Annotated in this window: 18 protein-coding genes; 10 read left to right on the top strand and 8 right to left on the bottom strand. The window is 53.6% G+C overall.

Annotated elements, in window-relative coordinates; translation table 11 throughout:
- Positions 1-3 precede the first annotated feature (3 nt).
- Positions 4-882 (bottom strand): 4-hydroxy-tetrahydrodipicolinate synthase, encoded by an 879-nt coding sequence (dapA, locus tag E2566_RS06260; RefSeq protein ID WP_107168343.1) that lies wholly within the window; start codon positions 880-882, stop codon positions 4-6.
- A gap of 302 nt (positions 883-1184) precedes the next feature.
- On the opposite strand from dapA, the gene E2566_RS06255 reads away from it, so the two are divergent.
- The 4 genes from E2566_RS06255 to arsC all read left to right on the top strand — a co-directional run bounded on the left by E2566_RS06255 (position 1185) and on the right by arsC (position 4275).
- Positions 1185-1736: a glycine cleavage system transcriptional repressor gene (locus E2566_RS06255; RefSeq protein ID WP_193555632.1), complete on the top strand. Its 552-nt coding sequence runs from the start codon at positions 1185-1187 to the stop codon at positions 1734-1736.
- Positions 1737-1788: 52 nt separating this feature from the next.
- Entirely contained in the window at positions 1789-2256 is a 468-nt protein-coding gene (gene bcp / locus E2566_RS06250; protein ID WP_010286501.1) for a thioredoxin-dependent thiol peroxidase, read from the top strand.
- Between the two features lie 169 nt (positions 2257-2425).
- On the top strand, positions 2426-3889 hold the full coding sequence (bepA, locus tag E2566_RS06245; RefSeq protein ID WP_107168344.1) for a beta-barrel assembly-enhancing protease: 1464 nt from the start codon (positions 2426-2428) through the stop codon (positions 3887-3889).
- A gap of 14 nt (positions 3890-3903) precedes the next feature.
- The gene (arsC, locus tag E2566_RS06240; RefSeq protein WP_107168345.1) at positions 3904-4275 is read left to right on the top strand and encodes an arsenate reductase (glutaredoxin); all 372 of its coding nucleotides are present in this window, start codon (positions 3904-3906) and stop codon (positions 4273-4275) included.
- Between the two features lie 38 nt (positions 4276-4313).
- On the opposite strand, the gene hda is transcribed toward arsC, so the two are convergent.
- The 3 genes from hda to upp all read right to left on the bottom strand — a co-directional run bounded on the left by hda (position 4314) and on the right by upp (position 7252).
- Positions 4314-5021, bottom strand: a complete 708-nt coding sequence (hda, locus tag E2566_RS06235) for a DnaA inactivator Hda (RefSeq protein ID WP_107168346.1) — start codon at positions 5019-5021, stop codon at positions 4314-4316.
- Positions 5022-5120: 99 nt separating this feature from the next.
- Positions 5121-6410, bottom strand: a complete 1290-nt coding sequence (gene uraA / locus E2566_RS06230; protein ID WP_010286494.1) for a uracil permease — start codon at positions 6408-6410, stop codon at positions 5121-5123.
- A 215-nt stretch (positions 6411-6625) separates the two neighbouring features.
- Positions 6626-7252, bottom strand: coding sequence for a uracil phosphoribosyltransferase (upp, locus tag E2566_RS06225; protein ID WP_014914591.1), 627 nt, complete (start codon positions 7250-7252; stop codon positions 6626-6628).
- Between the two features lie 337 nt (positions 7253-7589).
- Here upp and purM point away from each other — a divergent pair, with 337 nt between their 5' ends.
- Positions 7590-8627 (top strand): phosphoribosylformylglycinamidine cyclo-ligase, encoded by a 1038-nt coding sequence (purM, locus tag E2566_RS06220; RefSeq protein WP_107168347.1) that lies wholly within the window; start codon positions 7590-7592, stop codon positions 8625-8627.
- Positions 8627-9265, top strand: coding sequence for a phosphoribosylglycinamide formyltransferase (gene purN, locus E2566_RS06215; protein ID WP_107168348.1), 639 nt, complete (start codon positions 8627-8629; stop codon positions 9263-9265). Before purM ends, purN begins: the two co-directional genes overlap by 1 nt.
- 85 nt (positions 9266-9350) lie before the next feature.
- Here the strand turns inward: purN and ybbP are convergent, their stop codons facing one another.
- Both ybbP and ybbA read right to left on the bottom strand, forming a co-directional pair.
- The gene (ybbP, locus tag E2566_RS06210) at positions 9351-11780 is read right to left on the bottom strand and encodes a putative ABC transporter permease subunit YbbP (RefSeq protein ID WP_107168349.1); all 2430 of its coding nucleotides are present in this window, start codon (positions 11778-11780) and stop codon (positions 9351-9353) included.
- Positions 11777-12508, bottom strand: coding sequence for a putative ABC transporter ATP-binding protein YbbA (gene ybbA / locus E2566_RS06205; protein ID WP_005976200.1), 732 nt, complete (start codon positions 12506-12508; stop codon positions 11777-11779). The genes ybbP and ybbA overlap by 4 nt, the downstream gene beginning before the upstream one ends.
- Here ybbA and tesA point away from each other — a divergent pair.
- The 3 genes from tesA to E2566_RS06190 all read left to right on the top strand — a co-directional run bounded on the left by tesA (position 12431) and on the right by E2566_RS06190 (position 14884).
- Positions 12431-13114 (top strand): multifunctional acyl-CoA thioesterase I/protease I/lysophospholipase L1, encoded by a 684-nt coding sequence (tesA, locus tag E2566_RS06200; RefSeq protein ID WP_107168398.1) that lies wholly within the window; start codon positions 12431-12433, stop codon positions 13112-13114. The genes ybbA and tesA overlap by 78 nt on opposite strands.
- Positions 13115-13142: 28 nt before the next feature.
- Positions 13143-13913: an SDR family oxidoreductase gene (locus E2566_RS06195; RefSeq protein ID WP_107168350.1), complete on the top strand. Its 771-nt coding sequence runs from the start codon at positions 13143-13145 to the stop codon at positions 13911-13913.
- A 110-nt stretch (positions 13914-14023) separates the two neighbouring features.
- Entirely contained in the window at positions 14024-14884 is an 861-nt protein-coding gene (locus E2566_RS06190; protein WP_107168351.1) for a co-chaperone YbbN, read from the top strand.
- A 483-nt stretch (positions 14885-15367) separates the two neighbouring features.
- On the opposite strand, the gene E2566_RS06185 is transcribed toward E2566_RS06190, so the two are convergent.
- Positions 15368-16561, bottom strand: coding sequence for a nicotinamide mononucleotide deamidase-related protein YfaY (locus tag E2566_RS06185; RefSeq protein ID WP_107168352.1), 1194 nt, complete (start codon positions 16559-16561; stop codon positions 15368-15370).
- A 220-nt stretch (positions 16562-16781) separates the two neighbouring features.
- On the opposite strand from E2566_RS06185, the gene tyrP reads away from it, so the two are divergent.
- A complete protein-coding gene (gene tyrP, locus E2566_RS06180) occupies positions 16782-17990 on the top strand; it encodes a tyrosine transporter TyrP (protein ID WP_107168353.1) in 1209 nt (402 codons plus the stop codon).
- Positions 17991-18106: 116 nt separating this feature from the next.
- Here tyrP and E2566_RS06175 read toward each other — a convergent pair whose 3' ends face one another.
- On the bottom strand, positions 18107-18646 hold the full coding sequence (locus E2566_RS06175; RefSeq protein WP_107168354.1) for a YfaZ family outer membrane protein: 540 nt from the start codon (positions 18644-18646) through the stop codon (positions 18107-18109).
- Positions 18647-18704 lie beyond the last annotated feature (58 nt).

The following is an 18704-nucleotide window of genomic DNA, read 5'->3' as shown; positions in this document are numbered from 1 at the left end:
CGATTACAGCAAACCCGCTTGCTTAAGTGCTTGCCCCATCACCGTGCGGCCAGAATCGGTCAACGGTGTCATCGGCAAGCGCAGCGTATCGGTCGCTATGAGTCCCAATTCCTTACAGGCCCACTTCACCGGAATAGGATTGGGTTCAACAAATAACTTCTGATGCAGTGGCATCAGGCGCTGATTTAAACGGCGCGCTTCGACAAAATTGCCCTGCGCCGCCAGCTTGCAAAGTTCCGCCATTTCACGCGCAGCAATGTTCGCCGTTACGGAAATCACCCCTTTACCGCCGAGTTGCATAAAGTCTAACCCGCTAGCGTCATCGCCGCTCAGCAAAATGAAGTCTTCACTAACCAGCTCTTGGATCTGGCTTACCCGACTTAAGTTCCCCGTCGCTTCTTTAATTGCGACAATATTTTTCACTTCAGACAAACGGGCAACCGTTTCCGGCAGCATATCGCAACCGGTACGAGAAGGTACGTTATACAGGATTTGTGGCAAATCGGTATGTTCGGCGATCGCTTTGAAGTGCTGGAACAGCCCTTCCTGCGTCGGTTTATTATAGTACGGTGTCACCGTCAGGCAGCCAACAACGCCCGTGCCGTGAAAGCGTTTCGTCAGTGAAACACCTTCGGCGGTAGCATTCGCACCGGTTCCAGCGATAACGGGAATACGCCCGTCGCTCAGTTCCAGCGTCAACAATACAACATCGCCATGTTCGTCATGGCTCAACGTAGCGGATTCGCCCGTCGTGCCGACAGAGACAATCGCCGATGTACCGCTAGCGACATGATAATCAATCAGTTTCTTCAAGCTCGCCCGATCGACAGCGCCTTTGGCGTCCATCGGCGTAACCAGCGCAACAATACTTCCCGTAAACATTGGCCATCCCCTCCACAAACAAGTGCTTCATGGTACTTTTGACCTCTATGCAAAAGCAAGCGGACAAGGGCGTTGTAGGTGCCTGACGCAGGTTTTTTTATGACGCAGTAAACGAAATTAAAAATGCTTCTGACGTTTTGGGAAAATAGACCGCGTAAATCGAGCTAAAAATGGCTCCAGGTTTTTTACGGCGGGCTATCCCTGCCCGCCGCCCTTCGGGCCGCCGCAAGCGGCGTTAAAAATTGCTCCAGGCAATTTTTTATGTTTACCATGTATTAATGGGAAAAAAGACAGGAAGCATGATGTTGCCAAGCTCACAAGAACACTATCTGGTTATTACCGCGCTGGGAGTCGATCGCCCCGGTATTGTCAATGCGATTACCCGCCACGTCAGTAGCTGTGGCTGCAATATCGAAGATAGCCGTCTTGCTATGCTGGGCAAAGAGTTCACGTTTATTATGCTGCTGTCCGGCAGTTGGAACGCCATAACGCTGATTGAATCTACCCTGCCGCTGAAAGGTGCGGAGATGGATTTATTGATCGTGATGAAGCGGACAGAGTCACAGGCCAGCCAGCCAACACCGTCCACCGTTTGGGTGAAGGTTGACGTCGCCGATTCGCCTCACATTATTGAGCGTTTCACTGATTTGTTCGATTCTCACCAGTTAAACATTGCTGAGTTGGTTTCAAAAACGCAGCCCGCAGAGGGTGGAAAACCACCGCAGCTGTATATTCAGATTGCCGCACACAGTTCTGCAACGCTTGATAGCTTAATTATTGAGCCAGCCTTTCATCAGCTATGTACAGAATTGAACGCACAAGGCAGTATTAGCGTCGTTAACTATGCCCAATAGTATAATTATGGGTATATCCACAGCATGAAGAGACACAAGACGGAGAGTCGTGATGAACACACTGAAAGCCGGTGATATTGCACCGAAATTTAGCTTGCCCGACCAAGATGGCGAACAAGTAAATTTAACCGACTTCCAGGGACAGAAAGTGTTGGTGTATTTCTACCCTAAAGCAATGACGCCAGGATGCACCGTTCAGGCTTGCGGCCTGCGCGATAACATGGACGATTTGAAAAAACATGGCGTTGAAGTTCTCGGTATTAGTACGGACAAATCAGAAAAACTGTCCCGTTTTGTCGAGAAAGAGGTCTTAAATTTCACGCTGCTTTCTGATGAGGATCATCAGGTTTCAGAAGGGTTTGGCGTTTGGGGAGAAAAAACCTTCATGGGGAAAACCTATGACGGTATTCATCGCATCAGTTTTCTGATCGATGAAAATGGCAAGGTAGAGAAGGTGTTTGACGACTTCAAAACCAGCAACCACCACGACATCGTTCTCGATTATCTGAAAAACGCCTAATTCGCGGTTTTCAAATCGCCCACCGGCACCGTCATACGTGCCGGTTTTTCCTGCCTTTATCTCTCTTCACCACGTTTTTCCCGCTCGGGCATTTCTTTGTCTTCCATCGCTGGCTAAGATAGTCGGCAGAATGCTTTCACGTTAGCTGTTGATAAGGTTATCTTCCGTTATGTCTATTCGGTTAAGAAAAACGCTCATGTCCGTCCTGTTTGGGACACTACTGGCTGGCAACCTGCTTCCTGTTCAGGCTGACACGCAGGATCGACTGCCGGATATTGGCACGACCGCAGGTGGTACGCTCAGTATCAATCAGGAACTGGCGATGGGCGATTTTTACGTCCGTCAACTGCGGGCTGGTGCGCCGCTTATCAACGATCCGCTGCTGTCCAATTACATTAACCAGCTCGGTAACAGATTGGTCAAGCAGGCTGATTCGGTACGTACGCCGTTCCATTTTTATCTAATCCGTAATGACGACATCAACGCCTTCGCCTTCTTCGGCGGCAACGTAGTACTGCATTCTGCGCTGTTTCGCTATGCCGATAGCGAAAGCGAACTGGCCTCGGTGTTGGCGCATGAAATCTCTCACGTTACCCAGCGCCATCTGGCGCGCAGCATGGAATCACAGCAGCGTAGCGCCCCGCTCACCTGGGTTGGCGCGCTCGGTTCTATTCTGCTGGCAATGGCCAATCCACAGTTGGGAATGGCAGCGCTCAGCGGCACGCTGGCAGGTGCGCAGCAGGGCATGATCACGTTCACGCAGTCGAATGAACAAGAGGCAGACCGCATCGGGATTCAGGTGTTACAGCGCGCGGGCTTCGATCCACAAGCTATGCCGAATTTCCTGCAAAAGCTGGCTGACCAATCACGTTATGCTTCAAGACCGCCGGAAATGTTGCTGACCCACCCATTGCCGGAAAGCCGCCTGTCAGACGCCCGTAACCGCGCCAATCAGATGCGCTCAACGCCCGTGCAGTCTTCTCAAGATTTCTTGTTCGCCAAAATACGCACTTTTGGCATGTATGGTTCGCCGGATCGCCCATTAAACGACGATCTGCTGGTGCAATGGGAAAAAGGTAACGTGCGGGAACAGCTGGCCGCGAAGTATGGTCGTGCCATTCAGCTGTATCAGGCTAAGAAGTACGATGACGCGCGCAATGTGCTGCAACCGCTGCTAAGCAGCGCGCCAGAAAACCCGTGGTTTCTGGATATGATGACCGATATCGATCTGGGACAAAACCGCGCTACGCAAGCTATCGCCCGTTTACAAAACGTATCCGGTATGCAGGCGAACCCGGTACTTCAGCTTAATCTGGCGAATGCTTATGTGGAAGGGAAGCAGCCGGCTGCCGCTGGCAAAATATTATATCGCTATACCTACGCGCACCCTGACGATCCGAACGGCTGGGAGCTGTTGGCGCAGGCCGCCGCAGCCCAAGGACAGCGTGCAGAAGAGCTGGCTGCTCGTGCAGAGAGTCTGGCACTTAACGGCCAACTCGATCAATCTATTCGGCTACTGAGCAACGCGAGTTCATTGGTCAAACTGGGGAGTCTGGAGCAGGCGCGCTACGATGCCCGTATTGATCAGTTCCGCCAGTTACAACAGCGTTTCCGCCAGTACCAGAAATCCTGATAAGGAGCATAACGATGACACAGCCTTCAAAGCAAAAATCCGTGACGATTTACCACAACCCGCGCTGCTCCAAAAGCCGTGAAACGCTGGCGCTACTGCAAGAGCACAATATTGCCCCAAACGTCGTGCTCTATCTCGACACACCGCCCGATGCCGCGACGCTGGCTCAGCTTATCCAACAGTTGGGTTTTAGCAGCGCGCGCGAATTGATGAGAACCAAAGAAGGGGCTTATCAGCAGTTAGGGCTATCCGACGCAGCGCTGACGGAAGCGCAACTTGTTCAGGCGATGATCGATAATCCAAAGCTCATCGAGCGCCCTATCGTCGTGGTACAAGATCAGGCACGTCTTGGTCGCCCGCCAGAACAGGTACTGGAAATTCTGTAACCGTCAGAGATCGAGGATCTTCAGCTAGCGATCCCCAGCTACAGCCCGAGGATCTCTTTCACAAAAGGAATGGTCAGCTTGCGCTGTGCAGTGATGGAAGCGTGGTCAAGCTGATCGAGCGTCATAAATAACGTGCGCATTTCTCGATCCAAACGCTTAAGCAGAAAACGACTCACGTCTTCTGGCAATTCGAACCCGCGCAGTTTGGCACGCAGCTGCAATGCCTCCCCCTTTTCGTCATCCGATAACGGTTGTAGCTTGTAGATTTGTCCCCAGTCGAGACGAGAAGCCAGATCGGGCAGACGTAAATTTAGCTGACGCGGCGGACGATCTCCGGTAATTAACAGCCGGGCTCGCCCCGTTTCCTGAATGCGGTTATACAGATTAAATACCGCCATTTCCCATTCTTCATCGCCTGCGATAGATTCGATATTGTCGATACAGACCAGCGCCAGCTGTTCCATGCCTTCCAGCACGTCCGGCACAAAGTAGGCGCGTTTATCTAACGGCACATAGCCCACCGCGCGTTCCTGACGCGACAGTTCGGCACAGGCAGCATGCAGCAGATGACTGCGCCCGCCTCCTTCGCGTGACCAAAAATAGATATAGCTACCATGCTCTTGATACAAAGCATTATTGATGGCGGCAAGAAGAGACGCGTTTTCGCCCGGATAGAAACTGGCAAATGTTTCGTCATCGGGTAAGTAGAGTGGCAATGAAAGCTGTGCCGGCGTGTTCAGAATCACCTCAAGCAAAACGGGCAGGAAAACGGATCGAGTTTACCACAGAAACCAGTCCCTGTTGAGACCGCGATATTGACGGCCTCAACGGGGTGAATAACGCCGTTATGAACGCGCGTCGTTCTCTTCCGGCGCATCGAGGATTTCTTCCTCTTTACGGAACAGGCTGATGACCTTAAACACCAGGCTCATCCCAATACCGACAACCGTCGCCAGCGCCATGCCCTTCAGCTCGGTCGAGCCCAGATGCACTTTTGCGCCGCTGACGCCGATGATCAGAATCACGGAAGTCAGGATCAAGTTTTGCGCTTTGTTGTAATCCACTTTGGATTCAATCAGCACGCGAATACCGGACGCACCGATCACGCCGTACAGCAACAGCGATACGCCGCCCATGACAGGAACCGGTACAGCCTGAATCGCCGCCGCCAGTTTACCTACGCAGGAAAGCAGGATCGCGAGGATCGCTGCACCGCCGATAACCCAGGTGCTATACACTTTGGTAATCGCCAGTACACCGATGTTTTCGCCATAGGTCGTATTCGGCGTAGAACCGAAGAAGCCGGACAACACGGTTGAAATGCCGTTAGCGAACATAGAACGGTGCAGACCCGGCTCACGCATCAGATCTTTCTTCACGATATTCGCCGTCACCACCAGGTGGCCAACGTGTTCCGCAATCACCACCAGCGCAGCAGGCAGTATCGCCAGAATGGCAAACCACTCAAAGCGCGGCGTATAGAATGTCGGCATCGCGAACCAGTGCGCTTCACGAATCGGCGTTAAATCTACCACGCCCAGCGCGAACGACAGCGCATAGCCAGCCAGTACCCCGATCAGAATCGGGATGATCGCCAGAAAACCGCGAAACAGCACCGATCCCAGAATGGTGATCGCCAGCGTCGCCAGAGAAATTGTTACCGCGGTGGAATCAACGGATGTGCCATCGGCAGGCAACAATCCAGCCATCCCTGCTGCAACACCCGCCAGTTCAAGACCGATGACGGCGACAATCGCCCCCATCGCCGCAGGCGGAAACAGGACATTCAGCCAGCCAGTGCCCGCTTTCTTAACAATCAGCGCCACCAGACAAAACAACACGCCGCACATAATGAAACCACCCAGTGCGACTTCATATCCCAGCGGCAGCAGCAGTAAAACCGGAGAAATAAATGCGAAGCTCGACCCCAAATATGCCGGGATTTTTCCCTTACAAATGAATAAATAAAGCAGCGTACCCACGCCGTTAAATAACAGTACGGTCGCGGGGTTGATCTTGAACAGAATGGGGACCAGAACGGTAGCGCCAAACATCGCGAACAGATGCTGGAAACTCAACGGGATGGTTTGTAACAAGGGGGGTCGTTCACTCACCCCGATGGCGCGACGAGTCATCTTCAATATCCTCTGTAGTGTTGCTATTTGTGTGTGCAGGTAGACCCGCACTTATTATCACAGCCAGACGCATCCCGCCCCACCGTAGTGAAGCAGGAACATGTTGGCTGCTGATGTATAAAAGAACCGCGTGCGACGTAATACAGGCCGTGGCGCACCATAGGCAATACTTAGGTTTACGCCAAAAAAAAGCCGACTATAAGTCGGCTTACCTGTTATTTCGTACCAAATATTTTATCGCCCGCATCGCCCAGGCCTGGCATGATGTAACCCTGCTCGTTGAGACCTTTATCAATGGATGCAGTATAAAGCTCGATATCCGGGTGAGCTTTCTCCAGTGCGGCAATGCCTTCTGGCGCCGCGACCAACACCAGCACCTTAATGCTGTGGCAGCCTGCTTTTTTCAGCAGATCGATCGTCGCGATCATCGAGCCACCGGTCGCCAGCATAGGGTCAACCACCAGCGCCATGCGCTCTTCGATATTGGAAACCAGCTTCTGGAAATAAGGGACAGGCTCCAGCGTCTCTTCATCACGGTAAATACCGACAACGCTGATACGCGCGCTAGGGACATTTTCCAGCACGCCTTCCATCATCCCCAATCCTGCACGCAGAATGGGTACAACGGTAATTTTCTTGCCTTTGATCTGATCGACTTCAACCGGACCGCACCAACCATCAATGGTGACTTTTTCGGTTGCCAGGTCAGCCGTCGCTTCGTAAGTCAGCAAACTTCCCACTTCGGAAGCCAGTTCACGAAAACGCTTCGTGCTAATATCGTTCTCTCGCATCAAACCCAGTTTGTGTTTGACGAGCGGGTGTTTCACCTCGACGATCTTCATCATTATCTCCCCATCGGCTAGTGGACGGACAAAAACGCCAAACGCGTTTTTAAACACCGCTTGCGGCGGCCCGCAGGGCGGCGGGCACGAGAGCCCGTCGTAAAAAAAATCGCGGGATTATACCGCCTTTTTTACTTAGCGCCATATGATTAAGCCTGATCCAGATCAACCGAGAAGAGAAATTGTCGCCATTAACGAAAAATAGCCAGCCGATGACTCATCACTCGCAAACGATTGCCTACACTGTTAGAATTAGCGCGCACTATTTTTACCACAGTATGTTTTCTAAATACCGTGTTTTCTGAATACGACCCGTAACCTTCGTGGGGACTCAGCAGTGACCGACAAAACCTCTCTCAGCTATAAAGACGCAGGCGTGGATATCGATGCAGGCAATGCATTGGTCGACCGTATTAAAGGTGTAGTGAAACAGACCCGTCGCCCGGAAGTTATGGGTGGATTGGGTGGTTTCGGTGCCTTGTGCGCCTTACCGCAAAAATACCGCGAACCGATTCTGGTTTCCGGCACTGACGGAGTCGGCACCAAACTGCGCCTGGCGATGGATCTGAAGCGCCACGATACCATCGGTATCGATCTGGTTGCGATGTGCGTGAACGATCTGGTGGTTCAGGGTGCTGAACCACTGTTCTTCCTCGACTATTACGCCACAGGCAAATTGGATGTCGATACCGCTGCCAGCGTGATTACCGGTATCGCGGAAGGCTGTAAGCAATCAGGCTGTGCGCTGGTCGGTGGCGAAACCGCCGAAATGCCGGGCATGTACCACGGCGAAGACTACGATGTTGCTGGTTTTTGCGTCGGCGTCGTAGAAAAATCGGAAATCATCGACGGCAACAAAGTCAAAAATGGCGATGTTCTGGTTGCCCTCGCGTCCAGCGGGCCACATTCCAACGGCTATTCGCTGGTACGTAAAGTGCTTGAAGTCAGCAAGACCAATCCAGAGCAGTTCGAGCTGGAAGGCAAACCGCTGGCCGATCACCTGTTGGCACCGACCAAAATCTACGTGAAATCTATCCTGTCCCTGATTGAGAAAGTGGATGTCCACGCGATTTCTCACCTGACTGGCGGCGGCTTCTGGGAAAATATCCCACGCGTGTTGCCAGAAGGCATGCAGGCGACTATCGACGAATCCAGTTGGCAATGGCCTGCTGTCTTTAACTGGCTGCAACAGGCCGGTAATGTCAGCCGCCATGAAATGTATCGTACTTTCAACTGCGGTGTTGGTATGATCATCGCACTGCCAGCCGAACAGGCAGACGAGGCCGTTGCATTACTCAACAGCAGCGGCGAAAACGCATGGAAAATCGGCGTCATTACTCAAACCGATGCCGGAGACGCAGTGGTTATTAACTGATGAAAAACATCGTTGTGCTGATTTCAGGTCATGGAAGCAACTTACAGGCGTTAATTGACGCCTGTAAGAACGGGCGCCTTAAAGGAAAGATCGTCGCCGTATTCAGTAATAATGCGGAGGCTTACGGGCTAGAACGCGCACAGAATGCGGATATTCCTACGTGCGTCTTGAACCCTGAAGATTTTGCCGACCGCGCTGCATTTGATGCGGCACTGGCAAATGAAATTGAGCAATATGAACCGGCGCTGGTGGTCTTAGCAGGCTATATGCGCATCCTCAGCCCGGAATTTGTCGCGCAATTCGCAGGCAAAATGCTGAATATTCACCCGTCCCTGCTGCCGAAATATCCTGGATTGCATACGCACCGCAAAGCGCTGGAAAACGGCGATCGGGAACACGGCACGTCCGTGCATTTTGTCACCGATGAACTGGATGGCGGCCCGCTAATTCTGCAAGCGAAAGTGCCAGTATTTAGTGACGATACGGAAGAAAGTCTAAGCGAACGCGTGAAGACGCATGAGCACACGATTTATCCGATGGTCATTAACTGGTTCCTGAACGGTCGATTGGTGATGCGCGAAAATGAAGCCTGGTTGGACAGCGTGCGTATTCCTCCACAGGGTTATGCCGCCGAGTAACGCTTTCCCAAATCACGCGCGCAAAACATTGTTCTTTCTTTTCCAAACGTAAACAGGCCGGTTCCCCCGGCCTGTTTTTCGTCCGTTACCCAGCGAACTGGCGGAACAGGGCTTTACCGCGTAAGAGTCGTAGTCCCAGCCAGCCGCCGCAGAGCGACAGCAGGAACGCCGCGATTAACGGGAGCGTTATCCACATCGTGATATTCGGTTCCCAGGCAAAGTTAAAGACCTTACGCTGCAATAGCCACAAAGCCGATTCTGCGCCAATCGCCGCCGCCGTTCCTGCCACCAGCCCCAGTACCGCAAACTCACACCACAACGTGGTGCGCAGCAGGCGTAATCCGGCGCCAAGCGTTCTGTACACCATCAGTTCCTGACGCCGTTGACGCATCCCGACCTGAATTTGTGCCAGCAGCAGCAATACACCGCAGAACAACACCAGAATGACCATAATTTCCAGCGCACGGCTTACCTGCTGCAAGACCTGCCCAACCTGACGCAGAATACTGCCGATATCCAGCACGCTCACCGTCGGGAACTGGCGATTCAGTTGGGTAATCATCTTCTCATCGCCATCGTAGCGGAAGCTGGTCAGCCAGGATTGCGGCTGGTTATCCAACGCCCCTACGGGGAAAATAAAGAAGAAGTTCGGACGCAAGCTTTCCCAATCCACCTGACGGAAACTGGTTACCGTAGCGCTAAACGGCTGCGTATCACCAGTAAAGGTCAACGTATCGCCAATCTTGATCCCCATCTCTTTGGCTTCTTTCGCTTCCATCGAGACTTCACCCGCCTTGGGTGCTTCCCCTTCCACCAGTACGTTGTGCTGCGGAATCCCGTTCATCCAGGTTAGGTTCAGTTCACGGTTCACCGTGTTGCCGCCCGGATCGTCCTCATGGATCACTTCCGTCGCAATCTGTTGATTAATTTCCGTCAGCCGCGCACGAATAATCGGGAAGAACTGCTCTGGCATCACGTTATGCTGAGAGAGGAAGTCCCTCACCTGCGGCACCTGTTCCGCCGTGATGTTCAGCAGGAAATAGTTCGGGCTGCCCGGTGGCAACTGCTGCTGCCAGCGATCCAGTAAATCGCCGCGCATCACCAGTAGCAACGCTAAGAGCATGAAAGACAGCGAAAACGCGGCCAGTTGACTGAGTGTCGACCACGGCTGACGCAACAGACGATTAATAGCCAAACGCAACGCCAGTCGTTTCACCGTCAAACGCCGTAACAGTAGCAGCCCGCCCCAGCCGATAACGCCCAACAGTAGCGACAGTACCGCCACACCGCCGAGCAGCGACCACAGCAGCACACCGCCGCCGGACAACACCGCAAGCAGACCGACGACAATAAGTAGAACAATCGGCAGGTAGTAACGCAGCGGCCACACGTTCGCCACCACATCCTGACGTAGCACACGCAGCGGCTGTGTCGCCAGCAGCAGTCGATACGGACGTAGCCCAACCAGCAGTGAAATCAGCACTAGCGACCCCAGCGCCCACACCCATGGCCATAGCCCGGATGCTGGCAGTGCGGCGGGTAGCACCGGCGCCAGCATTTTCATCAACAGCGCTTCAAAGCCCAGACCAAGCACGCTACCGCAAACCGCTGCCAGCCCGAGCACAGAGAGCCACTGGCCGATGATTAAGCGCCTCAGCGCTTGTTTACCTGCGCCCAGCGTTTTCAGGATAGCGACCAAGTCATAACGGCTGCGGCAGTAATGCCCCATCGCCACGGCAACGGCAGCGATAGACAACAGCAGCGTCAGCAGCGCCGACAGCAACAGGAACTGCTGTGACCGCTTTAACGACTGGCTCAGCGCACCTTCAGAATCCTCCATGCCATACCAGCGCTGATCGGGCTTGAGCTGTGGCTTGATGAAGTTGCTAAATTCACTAATTTGCTTCTCATCACCGGAAAACATGTAGCGCCAGGTAATGCGGCCCCCCGGCTGAATCGCACCGGTTTTCTCGACATCGTCCAGATTCATCAGAATACGCGGCGCGGTTTCGAACGGATTAAAACCGGAATCCGGTTCCTGAATCAGTTCACCGCTGATACGTAGCGAGGTATCGCCAACGTCCAGCATGTCACCGACTTTCAGCCCAAGTAACGCCAGCAGGCGCGGCGCTACCAGCACCGTTCCCGCTTCAGCATGCAGCCCTTCAGGACGCGTCTGCAAATTGCCATACAGCGGATAGCGCTGGTCGGTAGCTTTGACCTGCGCCAGCTGCGGCGTATCGCCTGCGAACGTCATGGTCATGAAAGAGATCTGGCGGCTGAGCGTCAACCCGCGCTGTTGCGCGTCCAGAAGCCAGGTTTCCGCAACAGGCCGTGACGCACGCAGCACGCGGTCACCCGCCAGAAAATCACGGCTCTGCTGACTAAGACCTTTTTCCATACGGTCGCTGATCGTACCCAACGCCAGCACGCAGGCTACTGCCAACGTTAACGCCAGCCAGACAATCAATAAGGAAGGAGAGCGCCATTCGCGCCAGAACCACCGCCAGATCATGCATCCTCCCGCAGCTTGCCGTCGACTAACCGCAGGCGTCGCTCACAGCGCGCCGCCAGTTGCTCATCGTGCGTCACCAAAATCAGCGTCGTGGCATAATCACGATTGAGAGAAAACAGCAAATCAACGATGCGTTCACCGGTTTTACGATCCAGATTCCCGGTGGGTTCATCGGCAAACAACACATTAGGCCGACCGCTGAACGCACGCGCCAGCGCCACACGCTGCTGTTCACCGCCAGACAACTGAGCAGGAAGATGATGTAAGCGCTCGCCTAGCCCAAGCTGTTGCAGAAGTTGTTCAGCTTGCCCACGGCTGTGGCTGTCGCTTTCACCGCGCAGCAACGCGGGTAACTGTACGTTCTCCAATGCATTCAGCGTCGGTACCAGCATAAAAGACTGAAAAACAAAACCGACATGCTGGGCACGTAGCGCCGCGCGGCCTTCTTCATCCAGCGCATTCAGCGATTTGCCCATCAGGCTCACATCCCCTTCTGTGCCATCATCCAGACCAGCCAAAATCCCCAGCAAGGTTGACTTCCCCGAACCAGATTCGCCAATCAGGGCAATTGTCTGCGCAGGTTTGACAATAAGCTCAACTCCGGTAAGGATGGAAAGCCGATTCTCTCCTTGACCAACGTGCTTACTAAGATGATGAACTTCAAGAATGTTTTCTACGTGCGCAGTTTTGCTTGGCGTAGCACTCGCTGGGCTGGTCTTCGCAAACATGTTTTCGTCCTTTTGCTTCTGGGATTATGCAGCGTACGCGCTTTCGCCGCTGACACATTATTAATTCTGGGTGATAGCCTCAGTGCGGGCTACCAGATGCCGGCTGCTAACGCGTGGCCAACGCTGCTGAACACCCAGTGGCAGACGCAGAAAAAAGGCATCGCGGTGGTTAACGCCAGCATTAGCGGTGACACCACCGCACAAGGGCTGGCTCGTATTCCTGCTCTGCTAAAACAGCACCAGCCACGCTGGGTGCTGATTGAACTGGGCGGCAATGACGGGCTTCGAGGGTTTCCGGCAGCCAATATCGAGCAAGATCTGGCAAAAATCATTACGCTAGTCAAACAGGCTAACGCCCAGCCGCTGCTCATGCAGGTTCGTTTGCCGACCAACTATGGCCGCCGCTACACCGAGTCATTCAGCAATATCTACCCCAAACTCGCGGAGCAGTTTGCGCTTCCTCTGCTGCCTTTCTTTATGGAGCAGGTGTATCTTAAACCCGAATGGATGATGGAAGATGGCATCCATCCAACCCGTGATGCCCAACCGTTTATCGCAGAATGGATGGCGAAGCAGCTGGAACCCTTAGTTAACCATGAGTCTTAATAAATAGGCTTTTGAATTAGGTAAAGTTATGCAAAAAACGGTCTTCATTACCGGTTGCTCTAGCGGCATTGGCCTGATTGCCGCACAGGATTTGCAAAAACGCGGCTATCGCGTGATCGCGGCCTGCCGCCGCGCAGAGGATATCGCGCGTCTGACCGCATTGGGTTTGGAAACCATAGCGCTCGATCTGGATGACAACGCCAGCGTTGAACAGGCCGCAGCGGAGGTGATCAGACTGACCGATAACCATCTGTATGGCTTGTTTAATAACGCCGGATATGGCCTGTATGGACCATTGAATACAATCTCACGCCAGCAGCTCGAACAGCAGTTTTCCAGCAACCTGTTTGGCACGCACCAGCTTACGCAGTTGTTATTACCCGCGATGCTACCACACGGCGAAGGCCGCATCATCCAGACCAGTTCGGTCATGGGGCTGGTATCCACACCGGGACGCGGCGCGTATGCCGCCAGCAAATATGCACTGGAAGCCTGGTCGGACGCATTGCGTATGGAATTACACGGCAGCGGGCTGCACGTCAGCCTGATCGAACCCGGCCCGATTAGCACTCGCTTTACTGATAACGTGGCACAGACGCAGACGGACAAGCCGGTCACCAACCCCGGTATCGCTAAACGTTTTACGCTGCCGCCGGAAGCGATACTGCCGAAGCTCCATCATGCGCTGGAAAGCTCGCGGCCTAAATTACGCTATCCCGTGACGCTGGTAGCCCATGCCTTAACCTGGCTGCGTCGCCTGCTACCGGGATGTCTGCTGGATAAAGTATTACGAGGATAAGGCAGTAGAAAGTGACGTATTGCTCACTCACCGCTGCACGAGGCTTGTAAGTGGCACCGACAGGCCCCATCTAAAGGTCAAGTGAATTCAAGAAGTAAGAGAGACTACTCATGTTAGAACAACAAGCGACTATCGTTGACGTTAACGAATCCAACCTGCATCAGGTTTTGGAACACTCCACGACACTGCCAGTCCTGTTTTACTTCTGGTCGGGACGTAGCCAGCACTGTCTGGAATTGGAGCCGGTGCTGGATAAACTGGCGCAGGAATACGCGGGGCAGTTTGTTCTGGCGAAGGTGGACTGTGATGCCGAACAACGCGTCGCCGCTCAGTTTGGCCTGCGCTCAATCCCAACCGTTTATCTGTTTAAAGACGGGCAACCGCTGGACGGTTTTCAAGGGCCACAGCCGGAAGAAGCGATTCGTGAACTACTGAAACGCGCACTGCCGAAAGAAGAAGAGCTGAAAGTCGCGCAGGCACAGCAGCTGATTCAAGAAGACAAACTGCCAGAAGCGATGCAGCTACTGAAAGACGCCTGGCAACTCAGCCAACAGCGCAGCGACATCGGCCTGCTGCTGGCAGAAGTGCAGATTCAAATTAAGCGCAGTGAAGACGCTGAAGCCGTGCTGGCGACCATTCCTTTGCAGGATCAAGACACGCGCTATCACAGCCTCGTTGCGCAGATTGAGTTGCTGAAACAGGCAGCAGACACGCCGGAAATTCAGCATTTACAGCAGCAGTTGGACGCTGACCCACAAAATGCGGATCTGGCAGTACAGTTATCTCTGCAACTGCATCAGGTTGGCCGTAATGAAGAAGCGCTTGAACTACTGATGGGATTCCTGAAAAAAGATCTGGCCGCCGCTAACGGCAGCGCACGCAAAACGCTGATGGACATCATGGCCGCCCTCGGTACCAGCGACGCCCTCGCTGCCCGCTACCGGCGCCAACTCTACTCGCTACTGTATTAATTCTCTTGTGAAGAAGGCCAGAACGTTGATTCTGGCCTTCTTATTTCAAACATTCGTCATCGCCTATATTGGATTGATACGATGATTTCGGGTGTGCTAACTCGGCGTAAAAAATTATGCTGAGGAGATAGCAGGCTTAGGATGAGCCGCAGGACGCGGCGAAAGCTTGCGCCACGTCGGACAAAAACGTCAGAGACGTTTTTGAACAGCACGTGTGCTGGCCCGAAGGGTGAGCCCCATTATTTATGGGGCGAGTAAACGTGTCGCAAGCGGTCCGTTGAGCCTGATACCGACGAAGGCACCGCGTTAGCGGCATAATTTCCGCCGAAAAGCCTGGGGTCAAGGGGCGAGCGGCGTTTGAGCCGTCCCTTGTCGGGCGCGTGCTACGAGGTAGCATGAAAATAACGGTATCATCGCGCACGAAACTACCCCCGAAAGCCGAATAGAAATGCAGCTAGGCAGAGCCCCTCAATCCCCCGCTGACTACAGCGTCTTCAGCACCGTAATCCAACCGTGTCCGCCGTAGACTGACCAGCCGTTTAGCCAGCGGCGCAGCATGTTCATCGCCAGCATAGCAACAACCTCTTGATGCGTTTTCAGGCTGTAGCGCTGTACGTTGAACTGTATCGTTTGGGCGAAAGATCCTTCCGGCGTATGCAGCGCTAAGGAAAGCTCAGCATCGTCCCTGCTGCCGACCACCAGCGCTAACGATGCGCCCTGACGCTCTGCCAGATGGCGAGCGTAGCCCGCTAATCCAGACAGGCTGGCATCTTGAACGCTTGCCAGCAACTCTCCGCCAGCCAGCGGAGCACTTGCAGACTGGAGCTGCCAGTTGAGCAACCCCGCCGTGAAGTGCTCACTCACCGCCAACGTCATATCACGTTCGGCAAGGCGTCGAGCAAGCTGTGCGGGTAACCCTTCTGTGCCTTCAAAGATCGTATTCTCGCCTGCTACAGTGCGCACCGTTTCCCACAGTTGCTCCATCTTTTCCTGCTGCGCAGCCGGGCCAGTTAACTTCAGTTCAATAATCGGCATAGAAGATCGGTAGCCCAGCACCACGCCCGGCGGTAATGCCATACCATCTAACTGGCTTGCCAGATCGCTTTCTGAACGGCCAAAGGTCGTCAAACGCAAGCACAGCGGAGCATCGGCGACAGCAAAACGCTCGCGCAGACGCGGCATAATTTGCTGATCGACCATGACCTTAAATTCAGAGGGGACGCCCGGCGTAAAGAACATCAGGCATTTGTTCAATTGCAGTGCAAAGCCACAGGCGGTGCCTACCGGGTTATCCACCATTTCCGCGCTGGCAGGGATTTGCGCCTGTTTGCGGTTGCTGGGAGCCATGACTCTACCGCGTTCGGCAAAGAAAGCCTCCATACGCGCCAGCCATTCGGCGTGCTCAACCAATCCCTCTCCAGCGGCGGTAGCTGCCGCCAATGCGCTGAGATCGTCGCTGGTCGGCCCCAGCCCACCGTTTACAATCAGGATATCGGCTATCTGGCTACGCTGCGTGATTGCGGTCACCAGCGCATCGAGATCGTCACCCACCGTCATCCGGCTGGTCATCGGTAATCCCTGCACAAACAGATAATCCGCCAGCCAGGCCGCATTGGTGTCAATAATCTGGCCATGCAGCACTTCATCGCCGGTACATAACATCTCAACCCTAAGCATTTTTTTACTCCTGATGATAATCCTGAATCCACTTTAAAAACTCGGATGAGCAAACACAATATTTCTTTCAGCCTGTCCAATAATGCTCCGCTGCCGATGGCTCGCCTCTGGTGTAAATATAAAATTACACTCTTCGTAACGGCGTTTTGACAGAAATCACTGAATACTCTACCCTGCTGCCAAAAATATCTGGATAGCCACGCTATATATAGAGGAATAGGTGAAAAATCGTACTCTTGGCAGTATTTTTATCGTTGCTGGTACCACAATTGGAGCAGGAATGTTGGCGATGCCACTGGCAACGGCTGGCGTCGGGTTTGGTACTACCTTGATGATATTAATCGGTCTGTGGGCGCTGATGTGTTACAGCGCCTTGTTGCTGGTCGAAGTGTATCAACATCAGCCGTCGCACACTGGGTTAGGCACGTTGGCAAAAATCTATCTCGGCCGTTGGGGACAGTGGATCACCGGTTTCAGTATGCTATTTCTGATGTATGCGCTCACGGCAGCGTATATCAGCGGCGCAGGCGAACTGCTCGCTAGCAGCATTAGTCAGTGGAGTGGCTACTCACTTCCATTGTCCGCAGGCATTCTGCTCTTCACGCTGGTTGCCGGCGGGGTCGTCTGCATCGGCACGTCTTCCGTCGACTTGTTTAACCGTATCCTGTTTAGCGGCAAGGTACTGATGCTCGTCATCATGCTCGCAGTCATGGTGCCACACATTCAACGCGTCAATCTGTTAACGCTCCCACTGCAACAGGGTCTGACGCTCTCGGCATTGCCCGTCATTCTGACCTCATTCGGCTTTCACGGCAGCATCCCCAGCATTGTCCACTACATGGGGGGCGACAGCCGTAAGCTGCGCCGAATATTTCTTATCGGTAGCGTGATACCGCTGATTGCCTATATTTTCTGGCAGCTCGTGATGTTGGGCAGCCTCAGCTCTTCAACATTCAATGCTATTTTGGCCGATCAGGCAGGATTGAATGGGTTGATGCAGGCTATTCGTACGCTGGTTGCCTCACCGCACGTTGAACTCGCCGTCCACCTGTTTGCCGATCTGGCACTGGCGACCTCTTTCCTCGGCGTGGCGCTAGGGTTATTCGATTATTTAGCCGACTTGTTTAAGCGTAAGAATAGCGTCATAGGGCGCGCGCAGACGGGCCTGCTGACCTTTATTCCACCACTGGTATTCGCACTCTTTTATCCGCAAGGTTTTGTAATGGCCTTGGGCTATGCAGCAATTGCGCTGGCCGTGCTAGCGTTACTCATTCCCGCCTTGCTGAGCTGGCAGGTACGCAAGCGGCGTCCTGAAATGCGCGCGACCCGCGGTGGTGCACCCGTCTTGGTGCTGATCTTCGCCAGCGGCGTGGGCATTATTCTGATCCAGTTAGCGATGGTGGCGGGCTGGCTGCCGTCAATCAATTAACGTCGCGTGCAGGAAGCACGCCATAAAAAAGAGCGTGAACTCAACATTCACGCTCTTTTTTCTTTCCAGTCACGACATCAAGCCAGTACACCTGCGGCTTGATGTATGACGGTATATTAGAAGTTCAGCCCAACGCCGATATAGGCAGAATCAGCCAACTTGTTATCTGGGCCGTTTTCACGCGCCATATTGATATAGCGGTAACCGACATCGACGCTCAGCGGTGCAAACACCTGCCAACGAACGCCCGCTTTCCCTTCAACATAGTGGTCAACATGGCTGGAGAATGAATCCGGCGCATAGTAACCTTCACCATACAGTGAGAACTGACGGCTTAGCGGCCACTGCACGCCACCGCCCAGAGCAACACCATAGCCATCATTGCCGTGATCCTGATTCAGGTACAGCGCTTTACCACCCAGCGTCAACTTAAGTGGGCCAACAGGGATGGTGTACCCCAGACCAAAACCGTATACATCATTGTTGTTGTCGCCATGGGAATAGCTCACGTTACCAGCAAGCCCTGGAATACCCAGACCGAAGCCCGCGCTAGCACCTGCGTAGTCACGGCCTGCTTCCCCGGAAAGGCTAATGGCATGTACAGAAGCACTTGCAAGCAACAGGCTTCCCGCACAGGCAATCACAAATCTTTTCATTTTCAATATCCTTAAAACCGTCGTTAAACGCGCGTGTAAAGATGTTATCGCTGCCGAT

Source organism: Pectobacterium punjabense (assembly GCF_012427845.1).
Taxonomy (GTDB): domain Bacteria; phylum Pseudomonadota; class Gammaproteobacteria; order Enterobacterales; family Enterobacteriaceae; genus Pectobacterium; species Pectobacterium punjabense.
Note: the sequence above shows the minus strand (reverse complement) of the source record. Positions and strands in the feature narration are given on the sequence as shown.

Coding starts and splice junctions, on each gene's coding strand:
- E2566_RS06255 (WP_193555632.1), top strand. CDS start 1,185: ATGTTGCCAAGCTCACAAGAACACTATCTGGTTATTACCGCGCTGGGA.
- E2566_RS06185 (WP_107168352.1), bottom strand. CDS start 16,561: ATGCTTAGGGTTGAGATGTTATGTACCGGCGATGAAGTGCTGCATGGC.
- bcp (WP_010286501.1), top strand. CDS start 1,789: ATGAACACACTGAAAGCCGGTGATATTGCACCGAAATTTAGCTTGCCC.
- E2566_RS06175 (WP_107168354.1), bottom strand. CDS start 18,646: ATGAAAAGATTTGTGATTGCCTGTGCGGGAAGCCTGTTGCTTGCAAGT.
- uraA (WP_010286494.1), bottom strand. CDS start 6,410: ATGACTCGTCGCGCCATCGGGGTGAGTGAACGACCCCCCTTGTTACAA.
- tesA (WP_107168398.1), top strand. CDS start 12,431: ATGATGAACTTCAAGAATGTTTTCTACGTGCGCAGTTTTGCTTGGCGT.
- ybbA (WP_005976200.1), bottom strand. CDS start 12,508: ATGTTTGCGAAGACCAGCCCAGCGAGTGCTACGCCAAGCAAAACTGCG.
- arsC (WP_107168345.1), top strand. CDS start 3,904: ATGACACAGCCTTCAAAGCAAAAATCCGTGACGATTTACCACAACCCG.
- purN (WP_107168348.1), top strand. CDS start 8,627: ATGAAAAACATCGTTGTGCTGATTTCAGGTCATGGAAGCAACTTACAG.
- dapA (WP_107168343.1), bottom strand. CDS start 882: ATGTTTACGGGAAGTATTGTTGCGCTGGTTACGCCGATGGACGCCAAA.
- E2566_RS06195 (WP_107168350.1), top strand. CDS start 13,143: ATGCAAAAAACGGTCTTCATTACCGGTTGCTCTAGCGGCATTGGCCTG.
- E2566_RS06190 (WP_107168351.1), top strand. CDS start 14,024: ATGTTAGAACAACAAGCGACTATCGTTGACGTTAACGAATCCAACCTG.
- ybbP (WP_107168349.1), bottom strand. CDS start 11,780: ATGATCTGGCGGTGGTTCTGGCGCGAATGGCGCTCTCCTTCCTTATTG.
- bepA (WP_107168344.1), top strand. CDS start 2,426: ATGTCTATTCGGTTAAGAAAAACGCTCATGTCCGTCCTGTTTGGGACA.
- upp (WP_014914591.1), bottom strand. CDS start 7,252: ATGAAGATCGTCGAGGTGAAACACCCGCTCGTCAAACACAAACTGGGT.